Below are 23,204 nucleotides of genomic sequence, written 5' to 3' on the forward strand. Positions count from 1 at the left end.
CGGATGAGTTTGTCGATAAAGAAAAAATCCACGCACGCCATATCTTGGTAAAAACAGAAGCGGAAGCCAACGCAATAATCAAAAGTATGAAAGGGCTCAGCGGAGATCGATTGAGAAATGAGTTTATCGCTCAGGCCAAATCGAAATCAACCGGACCGAGCGCTGCAAGAGGGGGAGATCTCGGATACTTCCCTCGCGGACAAATGGTACCGTCGTTTAACGATGCCGCGTTTTCAATGAGAAAAGGCTCAATCTCATCCGTTCCGGTGCAAAGTCAATTCGGCTACCACATCATCTATATCGAAGACAAAAAAGCGGCTAAGAAATTTGGGTTTGAGTATGTAAAAGGGTTTATTGAGCAGCGTTTGAAAATGGATAAATTTAAAGCCATAATGGATAAAAAAATGGCTTTATTGCATGAAAAAGCGAAGATTATCTATTCAAAATAACGTCTAACGAACAACACTCAGACCTTGGGCTTTCCATTCGGTAATTCCCCCTTTGACATTGAGGGGGATAAAACCGTTTTTGGCCAGAATACGGGAAGCGACGACGCTTCGGTTTCCGCTGTGGCAATAGACAATAATTTTTTTATCTTTTACGTTTTGCAATTTTGAGAGATTGTCGCCCAATATTTGAACGGGAATAAGCGTTGCTCCGTCGATATGATCCTGTGCGTATTCTTCCGGTGTCCGTACATCCAAAAGAAAGACGTTTTTATCCTTTTGTAAAAGCGCATTGGCTTCTTTGGGGGAGATGGATTCGAAGTTGCTGAATATCCACCCTTTTGAATAGGCGAAATACAGAGCGATTGCGATGAATCCTACCCAGTAAACGATGTTGAAGATCTCTTTTTTGGTCATAATGAATTCCATATTTTTTTATAAGTGAGGAAACGATTGATCATCGCATTCATCGGGGTCTTTATCTTCTTTTGATCGGTGATAAACGATTTTTACAACGATAAACATCAGACAAAGGAGACCGAACAAAAGGGTAAAATTATCCATGCCACTCTCCCTAATTAATCTGTGAGTATTATAGCATTCTATTGGACGTTCTTAAATGCCACGTGACTTTTTAATCATCTCATACGCGGCATTGATCTCTTGAACTTTTTCGGTTGATTCTTTGAGATACTCATCCGATGCCCCTTGAGCTTTGATGATATCGGGATGATATTCACGTACAAGTTTGCGATAGGCTTTTTTGACCGCATCGTCTGTCGCATCCGAACTCAGCCCCAGCAGAGTATATGCTTGAGATATGGAACTCTCTTTGACACTGTGGCGATGGTAGGAGCCGAACTGTTGAAGCATTGCCGAGAGCATATCCGCACTCAAATGCAAATGGATGGCGATGGTATGGAGCATTGCCTCTTCCGTATTGCTTAAAACCCCGTCAATATAGGAAAGGTTGACGAGAAATTCCATCATTTTTTGGCGTTTGTGCGGATCATTTTGCAAAGTGTTATACAGCGCTTGCGTTACAAGTACCAAATTATCCGGTACCTGTTTCTCAATATCGAAAATCTGTTTGAGGATATTTTTAGCTGCTTCAGGATTGGGAAAGAGGGTGCTGATGTCATTGAACATATTGCTGACGAGTTCCGCTTCGAGCTCATCGACCCGTCCGTCGGCTTTGGCGACTTTGGCGACGAGAGCAACAAAAAGACCCAATTCACTGTTTGCAAGATGCTCTTTGGTTATGACGAAATTCTGAAACTGCTTTTTCGAATAAACGACCTGATTGCGCGAATAACCTTTGTACACCCAGTAAAAGATGGTGATGACAAAGATGAGGAGAAAGATTTGAGTCATACGGTGTCCTGAGATAAAGTAAAACGTAGTGTATCCATAAAACGCTAATGAATCGTAAGCTGGAACGGCGAATGTATACAGTTGGCTATAATGACACCGGTGAGTTATACACAAGGAAAAAGGAATGCAAAACACGAATATGCCTCCGCTGATGTACGGAACGGCATGGAAAAAAGAGCATACGGCGGATCTGGTCGAAATGGCGATCATGAGCGGATTTCGCGGGATCGATACGGCATGTCAGCCTAAACATTACAACGAAGCGGGAGTCGGTGAAGCTCTGGAGCGGTTGGCGGCTCACGGAATATTACGCGAAGAGCTGTTTTTGCAGACGAAGTTTACTCCTCTGAGCGGTCAGGATCCCGCACGTATTCCGTACGATCCGAATGCTCCGCTGGAGATGCAGGTCGCACAGTCTTTTGAAGCATCAAAGCGAAATTTGCGGACAGAGTATGTAGATTCGCTTGTTCTGCACTCTCCGCTGTTTCCGTATGCACATCTCCAAAAAGTATGGGAAGCAATGGAAGGTATTTATCACAGCGGCGGAGCACTCCGACTGGGGATCAGCAACTGCTATGATCTCGAACTGCTCAAACGGCTCTATGCCAATACCCAAATCAAGCCTGCGGTAGTGCAAAACCGTTTTTATGCTGAGAGCGGATACGACATTGAACTGCGTGCTTGGTGTGAAAGTATGAACATCACCTATCAGAGTTTCTGGTCTTTGACCGCCAACCCTCATATTCTGGGAAGCAAAACGGTGTTTGCATTAGGACGAAAATACGACAAAACCGAAGCTCAGATTTTTTATCGCTATCTGTGTCACAAGGGGATCGTGCCTCTGATCGGCTCGACATCGAAACAGCATATCGATGAAGATTTAGCGATTTTTACGTTTGAACTTGAGGCAAATGAAATCATGGATATTAGTTCTCTTTTAGAGGCATAGAGCTATAATTCCGTCCTAAAAAAATGAGGATGATTTTATGGTTCAACGTTTAGTTTTGATAGGTTTCTTACTCTTTAGCACCGCCAATTCGGCGGAGCTATCCACCATGGATTCTATCCGGTCCAAAATACTGACTTCGGCGGTATCGCTTTATTTTAAAACCCGCGGATACGGCAAGGTTGAAAACGTCACGGTCGATACGTCGAAAAAAACGCTCAGTTTCAATCTGTTACCCGAGGGAGAGACCCAAAAGCTCTCTGTCGTGATCGGATCATACATGACCCTCACGATCGACAAAGAGGAGTATTTGATTCTCCAAAATGTACAAACCAATCGTACCTGGCTCAACCGTATTTTCGCCGATCACATGCAAGAGGGGATTAAAGTGCCTATCGGTATCGTGTCTAAAGGGGCAGGATCGTTGTTGCTCAATATGTAATCTGCAAATTCTTCACGATTACACAGTACGCTTGCTTAATAAAAGGATGACACGATGAAAAAAATAGTTTTATTGCTTTTTGTACTGTCGCAAATAGCGGGCGCCAAAGTGCTTACGGCCACCTATGAAGTCTCTTTCGGGATTTTTCAGACGATGGGGATTGCCAATGCACGGATGGAGATTAAAGACGATCAGACCTACATGATCCATATCGATGCTAAAACAACCGGAATCGCAAAAGTCCTCTCGGGCAACCGTATCGAGATCTACGACAGCCGCGGGACGGTTAAAAACGGCAAGCTCATACCCGATACCTACAGCAAAGTCCGTCAAAGCAATTCCAAAAAAGTGACCAAAATCTATACGTTCGATCATACGAATAAAGTCGTTTGGAAAGAGACGATAGAGGGAAAAGAGCGTAACAAAGAGGTCTACGATTTTTATGCTCCCGAAGATATCTTGACTCTGTTCTTTAATATCGGGCTGTATACACAATCACGCCAGGATCAAGTCTTGCATGCCATCGGAGGCAGCGGAAAAGACGGACGTATCGATGTGGTTTTCCCAAATCAAAAAGCGTTGAAAGAGATGAAAAAAGAGATGGAGACGGACGATGGTGATTTCATGAAAGTCGTTCTGAACGACCGGATCTTCAGCAGTGCGAATGGAGAACTGCTGATCAATCTCAGCCGTGACGGTCTGTGCAACAAAGCGGTACTCGAAGATGTATTGCTCTTCGGCGATATCGTAGGGGTACGAGTTCGCTAAATCCTTGTGTGTAGCAAATGAATACGGCAGGTTGGAGCTTTTAAAGTATCGAGTGATAAAATTGAAAAGCGCTTTTTTACCCATATAAGGAAATACAATACATGTATAAAAACATCGAACTTATTAACACCCTCACTCATAAAGATACGGCAGTTAAAGAATATACCAGTTTCGCATACGCAAGAGAGATGATAACCGCACCTGTTACGGTTGCAGAGTTCTATGAATGCTGCAAAGATTACTCGATTATCTTTGTAAAAGATGCCGAAGGTAATTGGACAGCATCCGTGATGCTGGGATACAAAGAAAAAGAAAATGTATTTGTCACTAAAGAGGGTATGTGGGAAGCAGGGCGATATGTTCCTGCATCGATTCGCCGATATCCTTTTATCTTCGTTACTCAAGATAACAATCAACTCTCACTGGGTATAGAGAGTGATGCTAAAAGTGACGATAAAGAGAATGAAAATAGAAAGCTTTTTGAGGCAGAGGGAAAACCAAGCGAGTTTCTCACTAATGTATTAAACTTTATGAACCAGTTTCAAGCAGATGCGGCGTCAACAGCGAAGTTCATCAAACAATTGGATCAATGGGAATTGCTGGAAGAAAAAACAGCTAAAATCATTACTCCGGATCAAACGAGCTACCAAATTAACGGTTTTTACATTGTAAACGAAGAAAAACTTAACCATCTCAGTAAAAAGAAAAAACAAGACATCTGTGATCAAAATGCTTTTCCACTGATCACTGCCCATCTGATCTCACTTTCTAATGTACAGCGTATGGGGATCAAATAATGATTAGAGCTTATGTTGTTGATATAAGCTCTAAAAATGGCGAATTTTATTATGTGTTTAATATGAAATAAAAATTAGCCAAAGTCCAAGTTTATTAAAATAGGGAATGTGAGGAATTCTTCTATGTAAGAGTTAAATACCATCTTTATTTTTATTGAATTTGAACAGACTAATACCCTTCTGCATTGTAATCGTTTGCTATACTCATCAAACTTATTATCGCTATTAACAAAATACTCACAATGCCAATCATAGATATTTCCTTCTAATATGTTTATTCATAATTGTAATCACTCAGTATCATCAAAGTATCATTAAAAGGGAGAATCCAGAGTTAGGATAAAAAAATAAGGTGGAGTTTACAGATAGAAGAAATACAGATCATTTGGTGAGAGAAGCGATATACCCTACATCTTTAATATTTTTAATAATGAGACCAGGGCATTTTTTACGGAGTTTTACTACAATATTGCGTAATGATCTCTCATTATTTTCCTCTTCATAAGAAAAAAAATGTTTATACTCTACAGTATGGCTGATATTTTTAATTAAAAGTCCTAAAACTCTTCGTTCATTTTTGGAAAGATTAAGTGCCATATTTTTATAAAGAATATCATCATTGTCAACGATATATTCACAAATAAAGGGAAATTCAGGTGCTTCCTCGAGTTTTTTAATTATCAAAAGAAACGTTGCCATAAGGTTTTCTGGAGTGATTGGTTTAATGAGGTAGGAAAATGGTGAGAGTTCTGCCGCCTCTTTTATAGTATCCATATCTTTGTACGCCGTTAAAAATAAAAATACTATTCCCATTTCTTTTAGCCGTCTGGCGATTTTTATTCCATCGATTGCTCCGTTAATATTAATATCGACGATGGCAAAATTCGGTTTATTTAGAGTGAGCAGTTTTTCAGTTTCATCCCAGCTATCAGCAATACCGACAACTTCTATTTTAAGAATCATGGCAACGTCTTCGATCATATGTGCCATCATCCAGTTGTCTTCGATAATCAGTAATTTTTTCACAGTATTTTCTCCACAGGGAAGTGTATTGTAAAGATATATTCTTCTGATGAAGTTTGCGCTTTTAGTTGACGTAAAAGTTCAGTAATCATCGACCACCCTATCCTTTTTGTATTCTGAGAAGACATAATAAAATCGTTGTTTTCGAAGGTCGTTTTCCCATCACTGTATGTCATTTTAGCCCAGTTATTTTCTACCTTAAATGTTAGGCTAACGGTCCCTTTTTGAGCTTTATAAGCGTGTTTAACCGAGTTTGAGACCATCTCACTAACAACAAGTCCCAACGAAATTGTATCATCCATAGATATATAACCATTAGTTTCACAAGAGAATACAAAATTGATATCGGAGTATAACTCTCTCAAAGCATTCATGATGGTTTCAAGATACTTTCCGCCGTCTAAGATTGTAATATTGGGCTGCTCACAGAGTGTTTCATGTACTTTTGCAATGGCTTGAATCTGAGATTGAAGAGTTAACAGTATCTCCTGTGTTTCATCATTGGCTTTCGAACGTTTTGTCCACAAAAGTCCAATAATAAATTGGAGATTATTCTTAACACGATGACTCAGCTCTCGCATCAAGAGTTCACGTTGTGAAAGTAAATCTTTGAGTTCACTTGTGCGTTCTACTATAATACTTTCGAGAGTCTCTTCATGCTTTTTGAGTGTATGAAAGGTATTGGCATACCGTTGTAATAAAATTACTGCTTGGGCAAATAGATAAAAAATTAATCCAAATTCAGCCCAATCGTGAGTATCATCTATAATATTTGAAAACATCAATAAATCGTGCAAAACTGTTCCGCTAAAAATGATAAAAGTGATAAGAGCAAAGGTTGAATTTGGCTCTTTAGCTATGAATGCGCGGTACAATATCCAGGATACAAAGATGAGACTCTGAACAATAATTATCTCAGTGATCGGCAAAGTGGATGTGAAAAATAGAGTTGATGTGAACAATGCCAGGATAACAAAAACAATTCCGATTCCAAGATTGATACGTTCAATGTTTTTGATACTTTGTTTCGGATACAACGACCCGATATAAAGTATAAAAAGAGGAAGTGTTAGGTACCCGCTGATATATTCTGCACGTGTTAATATATCCCAGCTCATCGACTGAAAAATTGAGCTTGCTATTTTTTCACTAGTTGTTGCTATGCGTGCTGCAAAAGTAATAATAAAAAGTCCAAACCATAATGGTGCTTTATCTCGTCTCCATGCGAAAAAAAGTCCAAGATGATAAAGCCCTGTCCCTATTAAGACGCCCAGTATAGCCCAGTCAAAATTGGCTCGCTTGGCATGAGATTCTTCGAGGATTCCTGTGGGTGCGATTTGCGGGGATATACTGATCCCAAAATGGCGATGTTGCGAATTGGCAACCCAAAGCGTGAGGCGTGTTTTGGTGCTTTTTGGGATAAAGCTTGCAATTTTATGGCTTGGAGAGGCCACATAAATATTATTTTCGGGTTCAATGATTCCTGATTCACACACTAAACGATCATCAGCAAAGAGTTTCCATGCATTTACGAGAGGATTAAAATCGATACTAAGCGGTTTATTCGGAGTTGTTTTGAGATCAAGGACAAAAGTCGCTACACCGACAGCACCGTTTTTTCTCCCTTCTAAATACTGCGGGAGATAAAGTGTATGGGTAAGTGTATTTGTTTGACTTGGAAGAAGCGCTTTCCCCTCCGCAAATCCCCACTCACCGTTCAGTTTCGTCGGCGCATTGATATGACTTACATCTCGAACCGGAATCTGTGCAAAGACAGTTTTTCCAAATAAAAGGATCAGCAAAATAAATACAGTCTGTTTCATTTGTTATCTAATGAAACAAAAATAGCGTAAAAAAAAAGGAAAATATTTTTGATTAGAAATCCATTCGGTTATGTCAATAGCTTAAAAAATTAGGTCATTATAGCGATAACGAATGGATTTGTATTGTTTCGATGATATTCGGATGATATTCGGACGGTAGACTGTAAGCTGAAATCCATATCGGAGAATACAGTGAAGCCGACTTATAATTATCGTAATGCATTTAGAATCTTAAAGGGCGGGAAGATTTCGCTTGTCGTTGCTGTAGTAGTTATAGGAAGTACTATACTAAGTGCATCACCGAGTGGCGGGAGTGTCACCAGCGGAACCACAACCATCACTCAGATCGGAAGTGTCATCAACATAAACCAAACCTCGCAAAAGACGACCATCAACTGGCAAGACTTCTCCATAGCTAAAAACGAAACTGTTAACTTCATCCAACCCAATGCCAATGCAATAGCCCTGAACCGAGTTGTAGGAAATGAGAAGTCGATTATAGACGGAACCTTGAACGCAAACGGTCAGGTTTGGATACTCAATAGCAACGGTGTCTTATTTAACTCAAATGCAAGTATCAACACCGCAGGACTTCTAGCTACCACGAAAACGCTATCCGATACCGATTTCAATGCCGATAGCTATACCTTTAAAGGTGACAGTACCGCATCCGTTATCAACATGGGAACCATCAGTATCTCAGATGGAGGATACACAGCACTTTTAGCCAATAGTATCTCTAACCAAGGAACCATCACCGCCCTAAGAGGAACCGTAGAACTGATAGGTGCGAACGAAGCAACGATCAACCTAAACGGCAATTCCATGCTAAACCTAAAAGTAACCAAAGGGGTATTGAATGCGCTTGTTGAAAACAAAGGTGCTATTCTCGCAGAGGGTGGTCAGATATACCTAACAACCAATGCAATGGGTGAACTTCTTAAAGGGGTCGTCAACAATACCGGGGTACTCGAAGCAAACTCACTCGATGATGTAGACGGACATATAGAGATGTTCGCACATGGTGGAACAACAAACGTCAGCGGCAGCTTAAATGCACTGGGAGGAAGTATTGAGACCAGCGGAGAATACTTATCAGTCAGTACAGATACACGCATAAAAGCAAAAGAGTGGTTACTCGATCCGACCGATATCACCATAGAATCAACAGGCGGAACCAATCTCGCAGGTTCAAGCATCTCCGCAGGAATCATTGATACGACACTCAATAATGGCACAAATGTAACACTGAGCGCGGACAATAATATATACGTCAATCAAGCACTTACGTGGAGCGCTCCAACCAAACTGACGCTTAGCGCTGGCAATCAAATCAATGTCAATGCCGTAATAGAAAATACAAATACAACCAACGGAGGCGTTTACTTCCAAGCAGCCAATATAACCGATGCCGTGGCATTTGGTACCAGTGGAAAAGTAGTCATCAATAATGCATACCAACTCCAATGGATGAACACCGCGCTAGGTGGAACCTATACGCTTGGAAGCAACATCGACGCTTCGGGTACTTCTTCTTGGAATAGCGGTGCAGGATTTGTGCCCATTGGAGACTATTATACCAATTATTTTACAGGAACATTGGATGGACTCGGACATACGATCTCTGGTCTCACGATCTATCTTCCTGAACAATGGTATGTTGGTTTGTTTGGAGCGATAAAAGATAATGCTCTCATTCAAAACATTGGGCTTGTCAATGAAACTATAACGGGAAATCTTGAAGTAGGGGGACTTGTGGGAGAAAATGAGGCTACCGTTATCAATGCATACACAACAGGAAGTATCTTTGGAAATGCAGGAGTAGGAGGTCTTGTGGGAAGAAACTACTACAGCTCAATCACAGACTCACACTCAACAGCAAGTGTAACGGGGATCCCTGACAGTAGCAGGAACAACTCTTCTTCTATCGCTGGTCTTGTTGGAGTCAATTTTGGTGGCTCAATCACAGACTCCTATGCAACAGGAAGTGTCATTGGGAATGCTTGGATCGGCGGTCTTGTAGGATACAACCTCGGCACCGCCACGATCACAAACTCCTATGCAACAGGAAGTGTTAGCGTAGCGGCTGTAAGTGACAGAGTAGGAACCTATATAAATGGTGATATCGGTGGTCTTGTAGGAAATAACACCGGTACCATTACAAACTCCTACGCAACGGGAGATGTCACCGGATATCTTGCTGCAACGGGACAATCAGGTGAGGGTTTTGATGGCGCAGATGTCGGAGGACTTGCAGGAATCAACGTCGGCACCATTATAAACTCCTATGCAACAGGAGATGTCATCGGAAGGAATTGTATTGGCGGTCTTGTAGGAGAGAACTATTTTGGTATTATTACAAACTCATATGCAACTGGAAATGTCACAGGAAGTGCCTACTTTGGAGGTTTTATAGGAGCTAACGAAGGTTCAGTTACAGACTCATATTCAACCGGGAATGTCACTTTAAGTGCTATCGGAGATCCTTATGTTCTTTTTCCTCTTGGTGCTGGATCCAGTGGTTATATCAGTGGTTATTTAGGTGGTTTTGTAGGAAAGAACAGTGGCACAATCACAAATTCATACGCAACGGGAAGTGTCACCGGAAGTAATTATGTCGGCGGTTTTGTAGGGTACAACTACACCGGTACCATCACAAACGCCTACTGGGATAAAGATACCAGTGGTCAATCAAGCGCCATTGGGGGTAATTATGGAGGAACCACCACCAATCTTGTAGGCATTAACAGCTCAACAGGAACCATCAATACCTTTACGCAAGCCACCTATACAGGATTTGATTTTGCAAATACATGGGTCATCTACGAAGGATATACACGTCCTCTTTTGCGCTCTTTTATGACGGCTCTTACGGTTACTGCAAACGATGTAGCAAAAACGTATGATACAACGACCTATTCGGGTGGCAATGGGGTAACGTATTCCATCGCGACACCGGATAGTTTATTATTACTTGGAAGTTTATCGTACACTAATACTGGTGATACGAGAAATGTCGGAACATCTTTCATCACAACTGAAGGTTTATACTCCTCACAACAAGGCTATCTGATCAGTTATGCAAGTGGCACTTTGAGTATCACTCCAAAATCACTTATCGTAACCGCAACGGCAGATGATAAAACATACGATGCAACAACAGCTGCAACCGCAACGCTCTCTTCAGCCGATGTCATCTCAGGAGATACAGTAACTCTTGGTGGAACAGCAAACTTTGCCGATAAAAATGCGGCAGTCGGTAAAACCGTTACTGTAGCTTCACTTACTAAAACAGGCACCGATGCAGGGAACTACACAATCTCCAACATTGTAGCAACCGACTTAGCCGATATCATTCCAAAAGCACTCACCATGACAGGTACAACAACTGCCGATAAAGTTTATAACGGTGATATGACTTCCAGTACAACCGTAGGAACACTCAGTGGACTCATAGGTAGTGAAACACTCAGTGCCAGTGTTATAGGAACCTTCTCAGATAAAAATGCGGCAATCGGTAAAACCGTTACGGATGCTTATATCTTAGCAAATGGTACAGGATTAGCGAGCAATTACTCTTTAGCAGATACAACCAGTACCGCCACGATCACTCCAAAATCTATTACAGTAACCGCAACCGCAGATGATAAAACATACGATGCGACAACAGCCGCAACCGCAACACTCTCTTCAGCAGATGTCATCTCAGGAGATACCGTAACGCTTGGCGGAACCGCAAACTTTGCCGATAAAAATGCGGCAGTCGGTAAAACCGTTACTGTAGCTTCACTTACTAAAACAGGCACCGATGCAGGGAACTACACAATCTCCAACATTGTAGCAACCGACTTAGCCGATATCATTCCAAAAGCAATTACAATAACCGCTGATTCATTATCAAAAATATATGGAGCCCAAGACCCGTTATTGAGCTATACGCAGACAGGGTTATTACCTCACGATACTCTTAGCGGCCTACTTACAAGAGCAGCAGGAAAGTTAGTTGGAAACTATGTTATTTCACAGGGGACATTGATATCAGATTCGAATTATGCCTTGTCGTTTATACCTGGTGTGTTTAGCATCAAATCAGATATCCAACAATATATTACGCCTATTACAAACAATACCTCCGCAGGTTCACTACCATCGTATGCAGTATTAAGCAATGCTTTTGTATCAGATTCAGCACCACAACAGATTGTTGAATTTGGTACAAATGATGTAATAAATATTATCAGCGGAGGAGTAAATCTACCTGTTGGCTTAACTCAAGATCTCCTTTTAGTAGGAAACACTAATACAGTCGATAAAGGCGGAAATAACTAATGCAAAAGATAATCACATTATCCCTGATAAGTATATCGCTTCTCTTTTCAGCACCCGTCACTATACCAAATAGCAGTAATATCCTAAGAGAGGTACAGCCGCCACAGGATCTTCCACAAAGTACGATTCCTTTGGTTGAAATAGGAGGTGTACATAAATACGCTCCTGCAATGTTAGATGACAAAAGTGGAAAAACACTCCATGTAGCTCATTTTAAAATAACGGGAGCTACCCATATCGACGAACAAAAACTCTTGAATCTGATCTCATCGTATAAAGATAAAAACCTTACCTTCAATCAATTGCAAGAAGCAGCTGAGATTATTACCAAAGAGTATCGTCAAGAGGGATACCTAGTAGCACGTGCCTATATACCGGTTCAGGATATGCATAACGAGGTACTTGAGATCGCCGTTATTGAAGGTCATTACGGTGAGTTCTATCTAAAAAATAGATCTAACGTCCAAGACAGCAGAGTACAGGCAATACTGGATGAGGCAAAAAAAGATGACGCTATCCGCACAAACACCCTAGAGAGATCTTTACTTATCATTAACGATACCCCCGGTATCGAAGTGACCCAAGCAGATATAAAACCGGGAAAAGAGGTAGGGACAAGTGACTTTGATGTTACCGTCGATCCATCCAAACGTTATGACGGATATGTCCTAGGCGATAATTACGGAAGCCGATATACCGGATATAACAGAGTTATGGTGGGATTGAATCTTAACGCATTAGCAGGAATTGGAGATAAACTAAGCTTCAACGGAATTGTAAGCTCCGGAAGTAATCTTAAAAACGGTTCCATATACTATGCTGTTCCATTATTGCCAAATGGCTTAACCGCACAAATAGGATACGTAAAGACTACCTACGTACTCTCTCAGGAATATGCATCATTAGCACCTACCGGTAATATGGATTCCCTTGAGGCTACTTTGTCCTATCCAATCATAAGAACACGAGAACATACGATGAAAGTCTCTTCTACCGCCTCTTTTAAACATTTGAAGGATTATCAACAAGATCAGATGATCAGCAATAAGCATGAAAATACCATAAACCTTTCTTTTTCAGATCTCAAAAACACCCATATCTTCGGATACAGCGCACAAATATCTTCCGGTGCAACGTTCACAGTGGGTAATTTGAAATTTATTGATGATACCTCAAAAAATATCGATACTCTAGGAGTACAAACAGCAGGGAATTTTTCAAAAATCGGTGGATTCATAAGCGTAACAACACTCCTGCCAAAAGAGTTTTCACTGCAAACAAAAGTACAAGTTCAAAAAGCACTTGGGCATAAAAACCTAGATGGAAGCGAAGATATGAGTATAGGGGGGATCAATGGAGTCAAACTCTTTCCAGACAGTGAACTCAGTGCAGAGAACGGTGTGATACTTAACCTTGGACTATTTAAAGAGCTTGGCGTCTATAAAAGTCTAACCAATAAGCTAGGTGTTTTTTATGACGCAGGAACAGCTTCTCTGGAAAACACTTCATCCGATACAACCTTTAAAAGTAGAACCCTTCAAGATATAGGCCTTGGATATTTTGGCTCTTACCAATCCTTCTTCGCAAAAGCAGAACTCGCTAGAAGCGTAGGTGGATCATACGTTACAAGTGAACCAAGATACACAACACGAGGGTTGGTTCAATTAGGATGGATTTTTTAATGACCTGAGTGATTAAAATGAAAAGGGCTTCCAATAGATAATTTTAATATGATAATTTATCTTAGGTTAAACAAAAACCATAAGATACAAGAACCCTACAATTTGATCTGAAAAAGTTCTTCCAAAATAATCATTAACTCTCTGTCGGATGAGCCGGCAAAACTGTTTCCGAGGAATCGATTGATCCCTTTGTTCTCATGGTGGATCAGTGGGACGATTTTGATTCCGGTAATCTCGGACATAAAGTGTGACGTATCACCCTCTTCGTACGCGTGCAAGAGGATAGAGCGGGAAAAGTTGTTTAGGATATGATAATAAATGTGCAAAAATTCCGCTTCTAGGACTTTTAGCCCGTAAAGATGGGTTACGATTTTATTTTCATGGCTGGCGATCGGATGAACTTTATCGGGTTTGACCGTAATGCCGATCTCTTCTTTGATTTCCCTCACCAGAGCTTCGAGCAGGCTCTCTCCCTCATCCACCGTTCCCCCCGGAAATCCCATCCGTCCGTCCCATCGGTCGATCATGATCAGAGCAGGGCATTTGAGATGCTGCATGTCATCTTTAAAATATCTCCATGGGGAAATCGCATCGACATAGATTGCCAGAAATACGGCATTTTTCTTGTCAGGATTTGTTTGTCCGAAGGATATTCGCTGTGTTTTCATTATATTGGATCTTCATTGAGGATATGGGTGAGAGTCTGGGTAAAAAGATGCGGGGAGACATTGGTTGGAAGAAGATAACGGATATGGATTTTTTTGACCTGTTCCAGAAAACTTTCGGTTGCATTTTCAACGACCAATATCACGTTTGTCTTTTGGAGTATTCCACGCTTTTCCAACATTTTGATCAAAGCACTCAACCCCGATATCTGTTGATCGATAAAAATAAAATGAGGTATTTCTTTCATGAGTGATTCTACCATTTTTTCATAATGCATTGTTGTTTCGAGATCGATGTATTTGTCAATCGAAGAGACAACCGATTTGAACCTCATGGCATTTTCGATCTCAGCGGTATAGTAGAGAACTCTTCGGCGGTGCAAGTTTTCAAGATAGGGGACAAGTGCAGCCAACTCCTGCTGTTCTGCGGAAAAAGTTTTATTGTTAAGCGATTGGAGGTAGTATTTGAGGTACGTCAGGCTTGAAAGCTCCCCTTTGATGTACGATTGTTGAAAATACGCTTTAATCGGTTTTGAGTCCCGTGCATATTTCCATAATGAAATATCAAAGACATAGGCTGTTTTATTCAATAAATCGGTAATTTTTTGATCAAAAATTGCCGCTTGAACCGTGTATTTCTTGGCAAAACTCTCTTCATTTTCAGTGATGATCATTTCAATAAACTGGATAAGTTTAAGATTTTCCTCTTCGTAGGACCTTTTAGAATGAATCTCGTCGACGACAATCCCTTTTGCCTTTTTCATCCTTTGCTGAATAATGCGATAGTATTCAGATGCCTCAGGTGTTTTCTTGATATGATATTCCAGTTTGGCGATTGCAGCCTCCGCAATGGCTATGTTGGAATTATGATTGTCTATTGAGAGTTTATTGGACTCAACTCTCTTTTGCGCTTGTACAAATTCATCGTTACGGCTGAGAAAAAGGTCATAAAATGCTTTTTTGGTCTGTTTGGACTTTTGCTTGAATGCGTCATAAATTTCGCTTAACGACATCAGATCTTTCAAAATGTCCGTGACTTGTGTATTTTTGAGATCCAGATCCAAGTCGACCAGATTGTTATAGGTTGTAAGGAGGAAACGGCGCAATTTTATAAAATCGATACTGTGTGACGCATTCTCATATTGGGTGAATGATTCAAGGGCGTGATTGATCGTATTGAAATAATCAACAATGGCACTTTCGGTAGAGAAAAAAAGTTGGGCGGATTCATCGCCATTTGTCTTATTGTCTGAAACCAACTCTATCCCCATGCCAACAACCAATATACTAATTTTGATAGAGAAAAATAACGGTATTATGGCATTGTTTTATTTAAAGAATTATGTTGATTTTTCTGTTTTTCCGGTGGATAATATTTACATATTTTTTACACACTTTTGGCATGATACCTTTAACTTATTCTCTCTAGAGGACATTAATCATGCGTTTAGCTCTTTTACTCTTAGTATTTACGGTCACATTCGCATTTGCAGATACAAAAAAGTTTATGATTGATTTAAAAACCGGCGATCTGGAATCGTTTAGCAATCAGCTGCTCGTCGGAGTTCCCGGAACCATCGATTATTTTACGGCTCAGGGAGACACGGTCGAAGTGGCTGTCGTCATACACGGCGAAGCCTATAAGTTCTTTGTACAAAATCTCGACAATACCCAGTACGGTATGGATAAACAGCTTGTCGATCATCAAGAGGCTATCCACAAACGTCTTGAAGAGATCGAAAAAAAATACCACATTCATCTGGATATCTGTATGTCGGGAATGCATAAAAAAGGGATTTTGAGCGAAGATTTATACCCTTTCGTCACTCCGATCAAATCGGCGATGGTCGGATTGGTCAAATGGCAGAATGCCGGCTATGCCTATGTTCCTGCACATTAAGTAACAAAAAAAATAATTATCCATTATTTTCTTGTTAATGTTCGATATAATTCCCCTATATTATGGAGAAAAGTGTATAAATGATCAAAGAAAAAGGTCTCATCCGATTTATTACCTTTGCTCCTTTGTTCATAATTCCTGCTATTGTGATCACTATCTCTACGATTAGTATTCGTCATAATTACGAAATTTTAGATCAAAGCCTCCAAAACGTGCATGAACGGCTAATCTCCGAACAAGAAAAAAGTATTGTCTCCAAAATCAATATGGCGATAGAACTGATCGTCTATCAACGTTCAACCATTGAATCACGACTCCAGTCAAAAGTAAAAAGCCGAGTTGATACCGCTTATGCCGTTGCCCAAAATATTTATGAGCAAAACAAGGACAGCAAAAGCGAGAATGAAATCAAGCGGATGATTATCGAGGCGCTGCGGCCGATGGTATGGAACAATGGCGAAAGCTTTATTTTTATCCTCGATAAAGAGGGAAAATTTGCCCTCGCTCCCTCTTATTTGCGTCATTTGGAAGGCAAAAGCATCCTCGATTTTAAAGACGTTGCAGGCCGATATGTAATACGAGAAGAGATTAATACGGTGAATACCAAAGGGGAAGGGTATCTATGGGATACGTTTACCCGGCCGGGCTATGATCCGAAAAAGCAGTTTAAACAGATGGCGTATGTCAAAGACCTGGGCCATTTTAACTGGTATATGGGTTCAACGGAATATTTGGATACAACTGCCCGAGAAATCGAACACTCATCTATCGATATTTTACGTAATATCAATCAAAATGCAACCCATTATTTTTTTATTGTCGATAAAAAAGGAAACGATATCCTTCATCCGTTTAATCCGGAATACGAAGGGAAAAATCTTTATAAGGTTGCTCGCGGTGATCAGCGTGAGTTATTCAAAAGTTTTTTGAGAAAAGCAGATACCAACTCATCCGAGTTTACCCGTTACCGTTGGAAAAATCCTGCGACCGGAACCATAGAGACCAAATTGACCTTTGTCAAAACGATCCCGAATACCGACTGGGTGATCGGGACGGGATTTCATGTCGAAGATATAGATCGAGCGGTAGAAGCGAAAAGAAAGGAATTGATCGCACTCAATAAAAGTGAAACGGATCGGGTCATTTCTCTATCGATTCTTTTCTCGATCCTCTCAATCGTTGTTTCATTTTTTGTTTCGATGCGTCTTAAACGTCATTTTGAAATGCTCCACGACAGTATTGAACAGCATAATAGAGAACTCTCGGAACTCAATGCATCCTTGGAAGATAAGATAGCAGAACGGACGGAAGAGTTAAAAGTGGCACACGATAAGATGGAAAAAATCGCCATGACCGATACGTTGACAGGGATACATAACCGTTATGCCTTTTTTAAATTATTAGAGACTGAACAAGAGAAAAGCAAGCGTTATGAAACTCAATTTTCCATGATCATGTTTGATCTGGATTATTTCAAAACGGTTAATGACACCTATGGCCATGATGTCGGAGACAGCGTTTTGGTCGAGGTTGTAGCAAAAGTCGGAGAGTGTTTACGCAAAAGCGATACTTTAGGGAGAATCGGCGGTGAAGAGTTTATGGTTTTGCTGCCTCATACAGAGATTAGGGAAGCGGTTGAAATCGCTCAGAGAATACGCCATTTTATCGCTGAACACTCATTTGATACAGTCGGAACTATGACGGTTAGTATCGGAGTTGTACAGTATAGAGCGGATGAAAGTATGGAGTCTTTTGTAAAACGCTCTGATATCGCTTTGTACCAAGCCAAAGAATTGGGGAGAAATCGAATCGAAATAGGGTAATTTTAAGGGATATTTCTTTATAATTCTCCCAGTGATGCGGGAATAGCTCAGTTGGCTAGAGCGTCAGCCTTCCAAGCTGAATGTCGCGAGTTCGAGTCTCGTTTCCCGCTCCACTCTCTTTCTTTTTAAACAATCCCTATAAATTTTTAATTTCATCACTCGAAATATTTAAAAGCATACAGACTTTATTGAAAAGTTCATTGGTAAAATTCAATACAGTATAAATTTCTTCTCTTGGCGGAAGACGTCTGTGTAAAGTCGGGTATGACTCTTTAATATGGTACGTCGTTATTAATCTAAGCATATCTTTTTCATTTTCATCAAAGTCGATAAAATCGATGATGTGACTGTGCAATTCTATAAGATTATGGGTTTTGAGGATTTGCTTGTTTTCATACGCCAAAAATGACTTTAACATAATCTCAACTGCGTAATGCAGATCAATTGCGATAACATCCGTATAATGTTCGACTTTGTACAAAACCTGAGGGGAACTCAGATGATGCTACGCTTTGGTGAGCCACTCTTTAGCTGACGTTTCGTTCATAGAGAACTTTTCCCTTTTGGAGAATATCAACTTTATAAAAATAATCTTCTCTCTCGTTGATAAAATTTGCAGGGGCAGAGAGCAGGTCAAATCCTATTTTATATTTATAAATCAAGTCTGTAATTTTTTTCATTGCGACAGCTTCGAAATTTCTATCTTCTGTATCTTTTACCAAAAACAGATCGATATCGCTATCTTCTCTCGGATTACCGTAAGCATAGGAACCAAACAGGATGATTTTATCAGGATCGAGGGTTTTGAGTCGCTCAACGATTTCGTGTTTGATTACTTCGATATCTACCATTCGACCCCTCCTGTTATGTAATTGAAACGATTATACATAAAAATGGATAAAGGTCACAAAAACTTAGTAATAAAGTGTAAGGGTGGTTCGTTCGTGGTGAGCACGTCGAACCATGAACATTCCCCTCCCTCTCTCTTTTCAGCTATAATTTAAAAAAATAAAAAATCAATGTTTATGTTTTAATAATGAAACGGTCTTGTATTTATGATTTGAAGAGAGTGGGTGATTATTGAGTAATAGAATTGTGAATCGATGAATACAGAAATCATACATTTTTTTCATACATTGCCAAAAGATGATGACGGTCACTTTATCGTCGGTATGATTAATCAGATAATTATCGATTCTATTAATGCTAAAGTCTCTTATGTCGTGATCAGTGAAGTCAGTTTAAAAAAAAATATAGCTCATCATGAAGATTTAGATATTGTTGATTATAAGAAGCTTTCATACATCGTAATGAATCATCATGTTGTTATTCAAGACGGCGAAAAAACGGTTGGTGTTGTCCATATCGAAGAGGATAAATACTATTTTGCTCTGAAAGCAACGGCATCAGGAGAGACGGTTTTTTTGACGTCATTTAGAAAAACAAGCGATTTGGATTTGAAACGGTTGAAGAAAAAAGTGGAAAAGAAAAAAGCTGTTTTGATTTTTGGGAGTTTGTGAAGCCAAAAGGCGAAGGACTCTCATCCCCTTCTAAGACCCGTTCCTAATTAAAGGCGGTACGGCCGAGAGATTCACCGCGTCTTCCTTTTGGTATCGGTAAAATTATAGCATAAGAGTAATAAAACGTTACAAAAATTGCATGGATGACTTACCGTTCGCCCTGAGCCAGTCGAAGGGTAATGGAACATTCCCCGTCGTCACCCCGTATGACCGTAGGAAATCCTTTAGGGCTTGATACGGAATCCAAGATACAATTTCGATTTCGCGCCTCTCTCTTTTCAGCTATAATCTAAAAAAACAAAAAATCAATGTATAGGTTTTAGAGAATGAAACAGTCTTGTATTTATGATTTGAAGAGTGGATTATGAAGAAGTATGAATTTTTAGAAGAAAGTGATTTGTATATTGCATACAAAAAAACCAAGTGTGAACTTTTTAATGACAAAGCAAGTATTGCATCAGTCAATATGTTGGTATTTGAAAGTGATTTGGATGCAAATATCAAATTTATATTTAAAAGTCTTCAAAGAAATGGGCTTAAAAGGATTAAATGTGATGATTATTGGGAAGTACCTAAATCACTAGAAGTATCTGAAGAAAAAAATAAAGATATCCATTTTTTTTCAACTTCTCTTGAGCATAACAAGCAAGCTACAAAAATTAAAAAATTACAATTCAGAAAAGTTATTAACTGCGGAATTGATATGCATATTATTTCGGCATTATGGGTCAATAAAATCGGTCACTGTATAGATGCAGCATTTGGTAAAAATATTTATGGTTCTAGATTGACAAGAATTCAACCAATAAATCCATCTTCATGCGAGTTTGATGGAGAGATTAAAGCATATAATATTGAATCACCAAGAATTTTTCAACCATATCAATATCTTTACCAAAACTGGCGAAATAAAAGCTTTGATACAATAAAAGAACTGCATAAGACGACCTCAGTTATCACAATAACTATGGATATATCAAGCTTTTTTCATAGCATCAAGCTTAATGATTTTACGACTCCTGAATTTTATAAAGAATTCAATCTTGATAGCATTTTTTCAGAAGATGAAACACTAAAAATATTTCATGAAGATTTTATTGCATTGCTGGCTAAATGGAATGAAAATGTGAAAATGGATACTGGTTTACCTGTTGGATTGTCAGCATCACCAATTTTGGCAAATGCAGTTATGAAAAACTTTGACGATGAAGTTGAACAATATCTTGCGCCAGCATACTATGGTCGTTATGTTGATGATATTTTACTTGTATTATCAGATCCTGGAAAAGTTACATCTGGAAAGGATGTTATAGATTGGCTTGCAAGTAAAAAAATACCATCCTTAGTTGATGATGGCGATGGACTACTGTTTAGAAATCGTACACAAGAGTTAAGATTTAAAAAAAGTAAGCAAAAAATATTTTTTCTAGATAAAAATGCAGATTTAAGTCTTTTAGAGGCTATGGAGGCTGAGATTCATTCCGTATCAAGTGAATGGAGGTTTATGCCTGATATCGCTTCCGATCATTCAACACTACTGAAAAAAATTATTGGATTCTATTCTGATGGTAAAGAATTCAATGATGCTTTGAGAAAAATCGATGCAATTACAATGAAGCGCTTGGGATTATCTCTTTTATTAAGTCATGCACATGCGCTTAATGAATATATATCTCCGTCTGAATGGAAAGAAAAACGTATAGAGATTTATAAGCTACTGAGCAATCATATTTTTATTCCAAAGAACTTCTTTGATAATTATTTATTCGTTCATCGTATTTTTAGACTTATGATTCACAGCGGTGATGGGGAAGAAGCGCTTTGTTTTTTAAATGATATACAAAAAACATTTGATCTACTTAATAACGAAAGTAAGCGTAAACGTGAATCATCATTAAAATCTAAAATGATATGGTCAAAGTTTGGAGATTTTCATCAAACAATGTTCCAAGAAATTTTTATTGAGTCATTTTCTCTTGACAATAAAATGTCAAAAAAATATGCAAAAAAAATTATTGATGAATTATTCTCTGATAGTGCTTGTTTATATGATTCGATAATGGACTATCTCGCAAATAAAAAAGTAAACATTGATAGTGATGAAGATGAAGAGTTAGAAAGTGATTTCATTAATGCTGATGATATTAATATAAATGAAGAGCAGTCTCTAATAACAATTATGGAAGAAATTAATCAAGATTTATTTTTTTGTGACCTTTCTTTTGATGGATATGCATCTATATCAACGAGGGCAATGTTAATTGGTAAAAAGAAATCATTATTTGAAAAATTATCAAAAAATCGAAAACTATTCATACAAGAATTATCTTCATCTAATCCAGTATTAGATAATTTTATAGAAAAGGTTGCAGAATCCAAATCTAGATTAACACTAGATTTATTCCCTCTTGTATTTCCTACAAGAATGCTTTCTCCTCTAGATGTTTCGATTGTTTATCCCTTTGAAAATACAAAGGAATATTTGGAGAATTTTTATGACTTTATTGATGCTTTAAGAGGTACACATTCGAAAGATGATGAAAAAAAAGAAAACTTTGATAATGAAATCGTAGAAGTGCCATATAGTCTCTTGAAACAAACTACTTCAAAAAAAGTTGGAATCACAAATTACCAAGTTGATGACAAAGAATGGTATGACGCTGTAAAAAACAAACACGATAGAAGCTTAAGTCGTTACTGTAAATTGGAACAGATAGTGAATGAAGCTGTTAAGAAAAAACCACATTATTTGGTTTTACCTGAACTAGCCATTCCAAGAGAATGGGCTTGGTTGATTTCTAGAAAACTGATAGTGAATGGAATATCGCTCATTACCGGTGTGGAATATTTACATAATACCATTAAAGGTAATAAGGTTGTATCTAATTCATTAATGATGTTTTTAATAACAGATGAATTTGGATATAAAAGCGCACGTATGTTTAGACAAGATAAAGTTGAAGGTGCACACCGTGAATCTATTGAAGTTAGAAATATTTCAGGGGCTGTATTGAAAGCAGATCGTAAATTTCAAGAAAAATATATATATAAACATGGTGATTTTTATTTTGCAGGATTGATATGTAATGAATTGACAGATGTTTCTCATCGTTCATCATTTAGAGGGAAAATTGATAATTTGTTTATTATAGAATGGAATCAAGATATAAAATCATTTAATTCTCTCGTTGAAGCCTCTGCATTAGATATTCATTGTTATATTTCTCAGGTAAACAATAGAAAATATGGTGATAGCCGAATACGTGCACCTTATAAAGAAGATTATGAAAAAGATATAGTGAGAGTATTTGGTGGAAACCATGATTACTTGGTTGTTGGCGAAATTGATGTGAAAAAATTACGTGAATTTCAGTCATATAAAATATCTCCAACCACTCCATTTAAACCAGTTCCAGCTGGTTACATTATGCTACCGAGTAGAATGAAATGGGAGCAAGGAAGCTTCGAATGTGGGGAAGATGGAGAGGAGAATTAACTCTCTCATCTCTCAGAAATCATAATAGAGTATTTATACCATCGTCTTTCGTAACACATCAATCGGCATGACAAACAGCGCTTTAAACAGCGGTGATACGTGAGTCGTTTTATCATCGATTACTTCTAATGCATTAAAGCTAAATCCCTCTCCATCAGCACTGTTGTTCG

The 23,204-nt window shown here is 38.9% G+C and carries 20 protein-coding genes and 1 tRNA gene; 12 read left to right on the forward strand and 9 right to left on the reverse strand.

Annotation, left to right across the window (positions count from 1 at the left end; all coding sequences use genetic code 11):
- Positions 1 to 449 (forward strand): peptidylprolyl isomerase (locus PHP90_RS09570; protein WP_299928802.1); only part of this gene is annotated, 449 nt, incomplete at its 5' end.
- 3 nt (positions 450 to 452) lie between these two features.
- Here PHP90_RS09570 and PHP90_RS09575 read toward each other — a convergent pair.
- Genes PHP90_RS09575 through PHP90_RS09585 form a run of 3 tightly spaced genes read right to left on the reverse strand, consistent with a single transcriptional unit; the run spans position 453 to position 1,820 of the window.
- Positions 453 to 863, reverse strand: a complete 411-nt coding sequence (locus PHP90_RS09575; protein ID WP_299928804.1) for a rhodanese-like domain-containing protein — start codon at positions 861 to 863, stop codon at positions 453 to 455.
- 18 nt (positions 864 to 881) lie between these two features.
- Complete coding sequence (locus PHP90_RS09580) at positions 882 to 1,010, reverse strand: hypothetical protein (protein ID WP_299928815.1); 129 nt, start codon at positions 1,008 to 1,010, stop codon at positions 882 to 884.
- A 51-nt stretch (positions 1,011 to 1,061) separates the two neighbouring features.
- A complete protein-coding gene (locus tag PHP90_RS09585) occupies positions 1,062 to 1,820 on the reverse strand; it encodes a DnaJ domain-containing protein (RefSeq protein ID WP_299928819.1) in 759 nt (252 codons plus the stop codon).
- Positions 1,821 to 1,944: 124 nt separating this feature from the next.
- Between PHP90_RS09585 and PHP90_RS09590 the strand changes: the two genes are divergently transcribed.
- The 4 genes from PHP90_RS09590 to PHP90_RS09605 all read left to right on the forward strand — a co-directional run bounded on the left by PHP90_RS09590 (position 1,945) and on the right by PHP90_RS09605 (position 4,773).
- Positions 1,945 to 2,769 carry an aldo/keto reductase gene (locus tag PHP90_RS09590; RefSeq protein WP_299928822.1) on the forward strand — a complete coding sequence of 275 codons (825 nt, stop codon included), beginning with the start codon at positions 1,945 to 1,947 and terminating at the stop codon, positions 2,767 to 2,769.
- A 37-nt stretch (positions 2,770 to 2,806) separates the two neighbouring features.
- A complete protein-coding gene (locus PHP90_RS09595; protein ID WP_299928825.1) occupies positions 2,807 to 3,208 on the forward strand; it encodes a hypothetical protein in 402 nt (133 codons plus the stop codon).
- 54 nt (positions 3,209 to 3,262) lie between these two features.
- Entirely contained in the window at positions 3,263 to 3,976 is a 714-nt protein-coding gene (locus PHP90_RS09600) for a DUF3108 domain-containing protein (protein ID WP_299928828.1), read from the forward strand.
- A gap of 101 nt (positions 3,977 to 4,077) precedes the next feature.
- Positions 4,078 to 4,773: a SapC family protein gene (locus PHP90_RS09605; RefSeq protein ID WP_299928831.1), complete on the forward strand. Its 696-nt coding sequence runs from the start codon at positions 4,078 to 4,080 to the stop codon at positions 4,771 to 4,773.
- Positions 4,774 to 5,154: 381 nt separating this feature from the next.
- On the opposite strand, the gene PHP90_RS09610 is transcribed toward PHP90_RS09605, so the two are convergent.
- Together PHP90_RS09610 and PHP90_RS09615 are read right to left on the reverse strand one after the other, a co-directional pair.
- Positions 5,155 to 5,799, reverse strand: a complete 645-nt coding sequence (locus PHP90_RS09610; protein ID WP_299928834.1) for a response regulator — start codon at positions 5,797 to 5,799, stop codon at positions 5,155 to 5,157.
- Complete coding sequence (locus PHP90_RS09615) at positions 5,796 to 7,619, reverse strand: 7TM diverse intracellular signaling domain-containing protein (protein ID WP_299928838.1); 1,824 nt, start codon at positions 7,617 to 7,619, stop codon at positions 5,796 to 5,798. The genes PHP90_RS09610 and PHP90_RS09615 overlap by 4 nt, the downstream gene beginning before the upstream one ends.
- A gap of 192 nt (positions 7,620 to 7,811) precedes the next feature.
- On the opposite strand from PHP90_RS09615, the gene PHP90_RS09620 reads away from it, so the two are divergent.
- Both PHP90_RS09620 and PHP90_RS09625 read left to right on the forward strand, forming a co-directional pair.
- Positions 7,812 to 11,948: a GLUG motif-containing protein gene (locus tag PHP90_RS09620; protein WP_299928841.1), complete on the forward strand. Its 4,137-nt coding sequence runs from the start codon at positions 7,812 to 7,814 to the stop codon at positions 11,946 to 11,948.
- On the forward strand, positions 11,948 to 13,630 hold the full coding sequence (locus tag PHP90_RS09625) for a ShlB/FhaC/HecB family hemolysin secretion/activation protein (protein WP_299928844.1): 1,683 nt from the start codon (positions 11,948 to 11,950) through the stop codon (positions 13,628 to 13,630). The genes PHP90_RS09620 and PHP90_RS09625 overlap by 1 nt, the downstream gene beginning before the upstream one ends.
- Before the next feature lie 95 nt (positions 13,631 to 13,725).
- On the opposite strand, the gene PHP90_RS09630 is transcribed toward PHP90_RS09625, so the two are convergent.
- Both PHP90_RS09630 and PHP90_RS09635 read right to left on the reverse strand, forming a co-directional pair.
- Entirely contained in the window at positions 13,726 to 14,298 is a 573-nt protein-coding gene (locus PHP90_RS09630; protein WP_299928847.1) for an NUDIX hydrolase, read from the reverse strand.
- Positions 14,298 to 15,566 carry a hypothetical protein gene (locus tag PHP90_RS09635; RefSeq protein ID WP_299928850.1) on the reverse strand — a complete coding sequence of 423 codons (1,269 nt, stop codon included), beginning with the start codon at positions 15,564 to 15,566 and terminating at the stop codon, positions 14,298 to 14,300. The genes PHP90_RS09630 and PHP90_RS09635 overlap by 1 nt, the downstream gene beginning before the upstream one ends.
- Positions 15,567 to 15,736: 170 nt before the next feature.
- Here PHP90_RS09635 and PHP90_RS09640 point away from each other — a divergent pair, with 170 nt between their 5' ends.
- The 3 genes from PHP90_RS09640 (at position 15,737) to PHP90_RS09650 (ending at position 18,131) form a co-directional block, all read left to right on the forward strand.
- Positions 15,737 to 16,195 carry a DsrE family protein gene (locus PHP90_RS09640; RefSeq protein ID WP_299928853.1) on the forward strand — a complete coding sequence of 153 codons (459 nt, stop codon included), beginning with the start codon at positions 15,737 to 15,739 and terminating at the stop codon, positions 16,193 to 16,195.
- Between the two features lie 80 nt (positions 16,196 to 16,275).
- Positions 16,276 to 18,018 (forward strand): cache domain-containing protein, encoded by a 1,743-nt coding sequence (locus tag PHP90_RS09645; protein WP_299928856.1) that lies wholly within the window; start codon positions 16,276 to 16,278, stop codon positions 18,016 to 18,018.
- Positions 18,019 to 18,054: 36 nt separating this feature from the next.
- Positions 18,055 to 18,131 (forward strand) — tRNA-Gly (locus PHP90_RS09650).
- 23 nt (positions 18,132 to 18,154) lie between these two features.
- Here the strand turns inward: PHP90_RS09650 and PHP90_RS09655 are convergent.
- Positions 18,155 to 18,499 (reverse strand): HEPN domain-containing protein, encoded by a 345-nt coding sequence (locus tag PHP90_RS09655; RefSeq protein WP_299928859.1) that lies wholly within the window; start codon positions 18,497 to 18,499, stop codon positions 18,155 to 18,157.
- 46 nt (positions 18,500 to 18,545) lie between these two features.
- Positions 18,546 to 18,869, reverse strand: a complete 324-nt coding sequence (locus PHP90_RS09660; RefSeq protein WP_299928862.1) for a nucleotidyltransferase domain-containing protein — start codon at positions 18,867 to 18,869, stop codon at positions 18,546 to 18,548.
- 252 nt (positions 18,870 to 19,121) lie between these two features.
- On the opposite strand from PHP90_RS09660, the gene PHP90_RS09665 reads away from it, so the two are divergent.
- Together PHP90_RS09665 and PHP90_RS09670 are read left to right on the forward strand one after the other, a co-directional pair.
- Positions 19,122 to 19,538, forward strand: a complete 417-nt coding sequence (locus PHP90_RS09665) for a hypothetical protein (RefSeq protein WP_299928865.1) — start codon at positions 19,122 to 19,124, stop codon at positions 19,536 to 19,538.
- 364 nt (positions 19,539 to 19,902) lie between these two features.
- A complete protein-coding gene (locus tag PHP90_RS09670) occupies positions 19,903 to 23,034 on the forward strand; it encodes an RNA-directed DNA polymerase (protein ID WP_299928868.1) in 3,132 nt (1,043 codons plus the stop codon).
- The last annotated feature ends 170 nt before the right edge of the window (positions 23,035 to 23,204 follow it).

It is taken from the genome of Sulfuricurvum sp. (assembly GCF_028712165.1).
Taxonomy (GTDB): Bacteria; Campylobacterota; Campylobacteria; order Campylobacterales; family Sulfurimonadaceae; genus Sulfuricurvum.

Excerpts from the sequence above, each read along its gene's own strand:
- PHP90_RS09575 (WP_299928804.1), bottom strand. The coding sequence starts at position 863 with ATGACCAAAAAAGAGATCTTCAACATCGTTTACTGGGTAGGATTCATC.
- PHP90_RS09600 (WP_299928828.1), top strand. The coding sequence starts at position 3,263 with ATGAAAAAAATAGTTTTATTGCTTTTTGTACTGTCGCAAATAGCGGGC.
- PHP90_RS09605 (WP_299928831.1), top strand. The coding sequence starts at position 4,078 with ATGTATAAAAACATCGAACTTATTAACACCCTCACTCATAAAGATACG.
- PHP90_RS09615 (WP_299928838.1), bottom strand. The coding sequence starts at position 7,619 with ATGAAACAGACTGTATTTATTTTGCTGATCCTTTTATTTGGAAAAACT.
- PHP90_RS09640 (WP_299928853.1), top strand. The coding sequence starts at position 15,737 with ATGCGTTTAGCTCTTTTACTCTTAGTATTTACGGTCACATTCGCATTT.
- PHP90_RS09635 (WP_299928850.1), bottom strand. The coding sequence starts at position 15,566 with ATGGGGATAGAGTTGGTTTCAGACAATAAGACAAATGGCGATGAATCC.
- PHP90_RS09665 (WP_299928865.1), top strand. The coding sequence starts at position 19,122 with ATGAATACAGAAATCATACATTTTTTTCATACATTGCCAAAAGATGAT.
- PHP90_RS09585 (WP_299928819.1), bottom strand. The coding sequence starts at position 1,820 with ATGACTCAAATCTTTCTCCTCATCTTTGTCATCACCATCTTTTACTGG.
- PHP90_RS09660 (WP_299928862.1), bottom strand. The coding sequence starts at position 18,869 with ATGGTAGATATCGAAGTAATCAAACACGAAATCGTTGAGCGACTCAAA.
- PHP90_RS09580 (WP_299928815.1), bottom strand. The coding sequence starts at position 1,010 with ATGGATAATTTTACCCTTTTGTTCGGTCTCCTTTGTCTGATGTTTATC.
- PHP90_RS09630 (WP_299928847.1), bottom strand. The coding sequence starts at position 14,298 with ATGAAAACACAGCGAATATCCTTCGGACAAACAAATCCTGACAAGAAA.
- PHP90_RS09595 (WP_299928825.1), top strand. The coding sequence starts at position 2,807 with ATGGTTCAACGTTTAGTTTTGATAGGTTTCTTACTCTTTAGCACCGCC.
- PHP90_RS09670 (WP_299928868.1), top strand. The coding sequence starts at position 19,903 with ATGAAGAAGTATGAATTTTTAGAAGAAAGTGATTTGTATATTGCATAC.
- PHP90_RS09590 (WP_299928822.1), top strand. The coding sequence starts at position 1,945 with ATGCAAAACACGAATATGCCTCCGCTGATGTACGGAACGGCATGGAAA.
- PHP90_RS09645 (WP_299928856.1), top strand. The coding sequence starts at position 16,276 with ATGATCAAAGAAAAAGGTCTCATCCGATTTATTACCTTTGCTCCTTTG.
- PHP90_RS09625 (WP_299928844.1), top strand. The coding sequence starts at position 11,948 with ATGCAAAAGATAATCACATTATCCCTGATAAGTATATCGCTTCTCTTT.